This is a genomic window from Clostridium sp. UBA6640, from assembly GCF_002455975.1.
In the GTDB taxonomy this organism is placed as follows: Bacteria; Bacillota; Clostridia; order Clostridiales; family Clostridiaceae; genus Clostridium_J.
In genome coordinates, this window is the sequence record NZ_DKLM01000006.1 from 1 (window position 1) to 4206 (window position 4206).

Consider the following 4206-nt stretch of genomic DNA (forward strand, 5'->3'; position numbering starts at 1 on the left):
ATTTAACTTATACATGATTTTAGTGTATATAAAGAAACCTTTTGCATAAATTTATGGTCGAAACTCTACTAACATAGCATTTGAAGTTTTTTAGAAGAAAATTTATTTTTTTAGTATATTTTAAGCTTTTACATTGCATCCTATATATTACTGACTTAACAAAAATTTAAAACAAAAAGGTTTTTTATGTTCCAACATAATACAAATTATACTATAATTAAAATATATCATTTAGTTTAGGGGGATTTAATATGAACAAATTTTTCAAAGACAAAGCAAAATTGGCACTATTAATTGCATTTACTTTCGTATTTTCATTAGTAGTTCAATTTAATGCTAATGTAGTTTATGCTGAAGAGGTAAATTCACAGTATAAACAAATTGATATCTTAAGTTTCAATGATTTCCATGGATCCCTAGAGGAAAGTGGAAAAAATGTAGGAGCAGCAAAACTTGCTGGAGCAATTGATGAAGCAAGAAAAGCTAATCCTAATAGTATTGTAGTATGTGCAGGAGATGCCTTTCAAGGAAGTGCTATGTCTAACTTGACTTATGGTAAACCAGTAACAGATGTATTTAATTCAATAGGAATTAAATATTCAGCATTGGGAAATCATGAGTTTGATTGGGGCGATAAGCATTTAATTTCATGGCAGCAAGAAGGAAATTTTAAGTTTTTAGCTTCCAATGTTTATGATAAAAGAACAGGAAAACCTGTAGAATGGGCTGAGCCATATGCAGTACAAGAAATTGATGGAGTAAAAATAGGTTTTGTAGGACTTGCAACTCCAGAGACAGCAGTTAAAACAAAGCCTGAAAACGTTAAGAATTATGAGTTTAAAGATCCAGCAGAAGCAGCACAAATTTGGGTGGATCATTTAAGAAATGTAGAAAAGGCTGATATAGTTATAGCATTAACTCATCTAGGAAGTATGCAAAGCCAAGATGGAGTAGTAACTGGAGAAGCAGCAGAACTTGCAAACAATGTTAAAGGTTTAGATGGAATAATATCTTCACATACCCATCAGAAGGTTTCAGGAAAAGTTAATAACGTTCCTATAGTACAAGCTATGTATAATGGAAGAGCTCTAGGTAAGCTTTCTATAAAGGTTGATAAAGATAATAAATTATCTTCAATAGAACCATCTGTAGACGTATTATTTGAAAGAAAAGATTTAACAGAAAATGAAGAAGTTAAAGCTTTAGTAGGAAAATATACTGAAGAGTTAAAGCCTATATTAAATGAAAAAGTTGCAGATTTATTAGTTGATTTAGCTCATGATAGAAAAGAAGGATTAAGTCCACTAGGAGAGCTTACAGCTAAATACATGACAATGTCAGCTGATGCTCAAATTGGACTTATGAATGGTGGAGGAATAAGAGCACCATTATCTAAAGGTGAAATAACAATGGGACATATGTATACAATTATGCCTTTTGATAACACTTTAGTTACCATGGACTTAAAAGGTTCTGATATTAAGAAAAACTTAGAACATGGAATTGCTAATGAAACATATGGATGGGTTCAATTCTATGGTGTAAGAGCTTACTATGACAAAGAAAAACCATCAGGAGAAAGAATTAATCATATGGAATTATTAGATGGTACTCCAATAGAAATGGATAAGTATTATAAAGTTGTTACTAATGACTTTATGGCTGAAGGCGGAGACGAATTTGATTTTTCAGGTGGTAAAAACGTTTTAGATACAGGTAAACCAATTAGAGATGGTATGGTAGAAATTATGAAAAAAGAAGGAAAAATAGATTATACTGCTCAAGGCTTATTAATAGAAGGCAAAAAGCCAGAGACTGAGCCTGGATTTAAACCAGAAACTAAACCAGGAACTAATCCGGATAATTCAAAAGAAGATGAAGAAAAATTACCACAAACTGGATTAGGTTTTGGAAGTAATGAATTTATAACTTTAGGAACTATAGTTACTCTTTTAGGTGGAGCTATGTTTGTAAGAAATAGAAAAAATAAGGAAGAAGATGCAGCATAATCTTTCTTAATAAAAAAGTATAATTTGATATATAAGTACCTTGTTTGCATATAGGATTTCTAAGTGGAAATTTAATTTATACATTTTGGTTTTCATAACAAAGATTCTTTTTCAAGAGTATATTTTAAGTTTTCACATCGAATATCTATAACAAGGTACTTATTATTTTTATAATAGTAAATTTAAATAATTTATCTTAATATTTAATTTAGGGGGAGTTACATATGTTAAAACTCTTTAGAATGAAAAAACCTATATCATTATTAGTTGTATTTACTATGGTATTTACCTTGTTTTCTTTCCATAGTACAAAAGAGGTTTTTGCTAATGAGGAAACAAAAGAAATACAAATAATAGGAACTTCAGATCTACATGGAAGATTTGTACCTTATGAATATGCTATGAATGAGGCAAATACAAAGGGCAGTCTTACTCAAGTTGCTTCTTTAATAAAAGAGCTTAAAGAAAAAAATCCTAATACAATGGTTGTGGATGCAGGAGATACTATACAGGATAACTCAGCTTACTTATTCTTAGAAGATGATATTCATCCAATGATTTTAGCTATGAATGAGATAGGATATGATACATGGACTCTAGGAAATCATGAATTTAACTATGGAGTGCCAGCATTGGAAAAGGTAATGTCACAATTTACAGATACTGCCATTCTATGTGGAAACGTATATAAGCCAAATGGAGAGCCGCTTGGAAAGGCTTATGAGATAGTTGATGTAAATGGGGTAAAAGTTGCTAATATAGGAATGGTTTCACCTCATATTACTAAATGGGATGGTCCTAATCTTGAAGGATATAAAGTTACTAATGCTGTTGAGGAAACAAAAAAAGCAATTAAAGAAATTCAAGATAATAAAAAAGCAGATATTATAATTGCAACTGTTCATATGGGAAAAGACACAGAGTATGGACTTGGAGATAGTGCCTCAGAAATAGCAAAAGAATGTCCAGAAATTGCAGCAATGATTTGTGGCCATGCTCATTCAAATATAAAAGGAGAAGTTGTAAATGGCGTGGTTATAACAGAGCCAGGTAAATGTGGGGAATTTGTGTCTAAAGTAGATATAAAATTAACTAAAAACTCTGATGGAAAATATGTAATTAAAAATAGAAGTACAGATGTTAAATCAGATTTAATAGAAGTTAAGAACTATAAGGAAGATGAGGCTTTAAAAGCAAAATTAGCTCCACAACATGAAAAAGCTTTAGCAGATGCTAATATAATAATAGGAGAGCTTAAAGGCGGAGATTTAGCACCAGCTGATGAAATAAAGGGAATTACTGAAGCTCAATTAAGAGATACTTCATTATTAGATTTAATATTAGAAGTTCAAATGCGTTATGGAAAAGAAAATGTTCCAAATGGAGCACGCCATGTTTCTGCTGCTGCAATTTTTGATTCAAAGGCTAATGCAAAAGAAGGAAAAATCAAAAAGGCGGATACTTCAAAGATTTACAAATATGATAATACATTGATGACTTTAAAAATTAATGGAAATCAATTAAAGAGATATATGGAGTGGTCAGCAAGATATTATAACACTTTTAAAGAAGGAGATTTAACAGTTTCTTTTAACGAAAACATAAGAATGTACAATTATGATATGTTTGGTGGAGTTAAATATGAAATAAATATATCCAAACCAGAAGGTTCAAGAGTAGAAAACTTAACTTATAATAATGGAACAGCTGTGAAAGATGGGGATATAATTTATTTAACTGTTAATAACTATAGAGCTAATACAACACTTTTAAATAGTGAGTCTGGGGTATTCAAAGGTGAAAATGTAGAAGTTGTTTATGATTCTGCAAATGAGCAGATATCAGCGGTAAGAGATTTTATTAGAGAATATATTGTAAAAGAGAAAAATGGAGTTATAACTCCAACATTAGATAATAACTGGAAGCTTACAGGATATAGTTTTGATAAAGCAAAAAGAGCTGCTGCAGTTAAACTTATAAATGAAGGAAAAGTTATAGTTCCAGCTTCCGAAGATGGAAGAACTCCAAATGTTAGAAGCATAACTTGGGATGATATAAAAGATTTAGTAACTGAATTACCTGATGATGAGAATAATGAGGTAACTAATCCAGGGGATAAACCAAGTTCAAATAATAATAGCAATAATAATAGTAATAATAATAATTCTAAAGAAGAAGAAAAATTACCACAAACTGG

2 protein-coding genes are annotated in these 4206 nt (G+C 30.5%); both read left to right on the forward strand.

Features of this window, described 5'->3' with window-relative positions; genetic code table 11:
• Window positions 1-251: 251 nt before the first annotated feature.
• Window positions 252-2009, forward strand: coding sequence for a 5'-nucleotidase C-terminal domain-containing protein (locus B2W91_RS00680; RefSeq protein WP_291578336.1), 1758 nt, complete (start codon window positions 252-254; stop codon window positions 2007-2009).
• Between the two features lie 224 nt (window positions 2010-2233).
• Window positions 2234-4206 (forward strand): 5'-nucleotidase C-terminal domain-containing protein (locus B2W91_RS00685; protein WP_291578337.1); only part of this gene is annotated, 1973 nt, incomplete at its 3' end.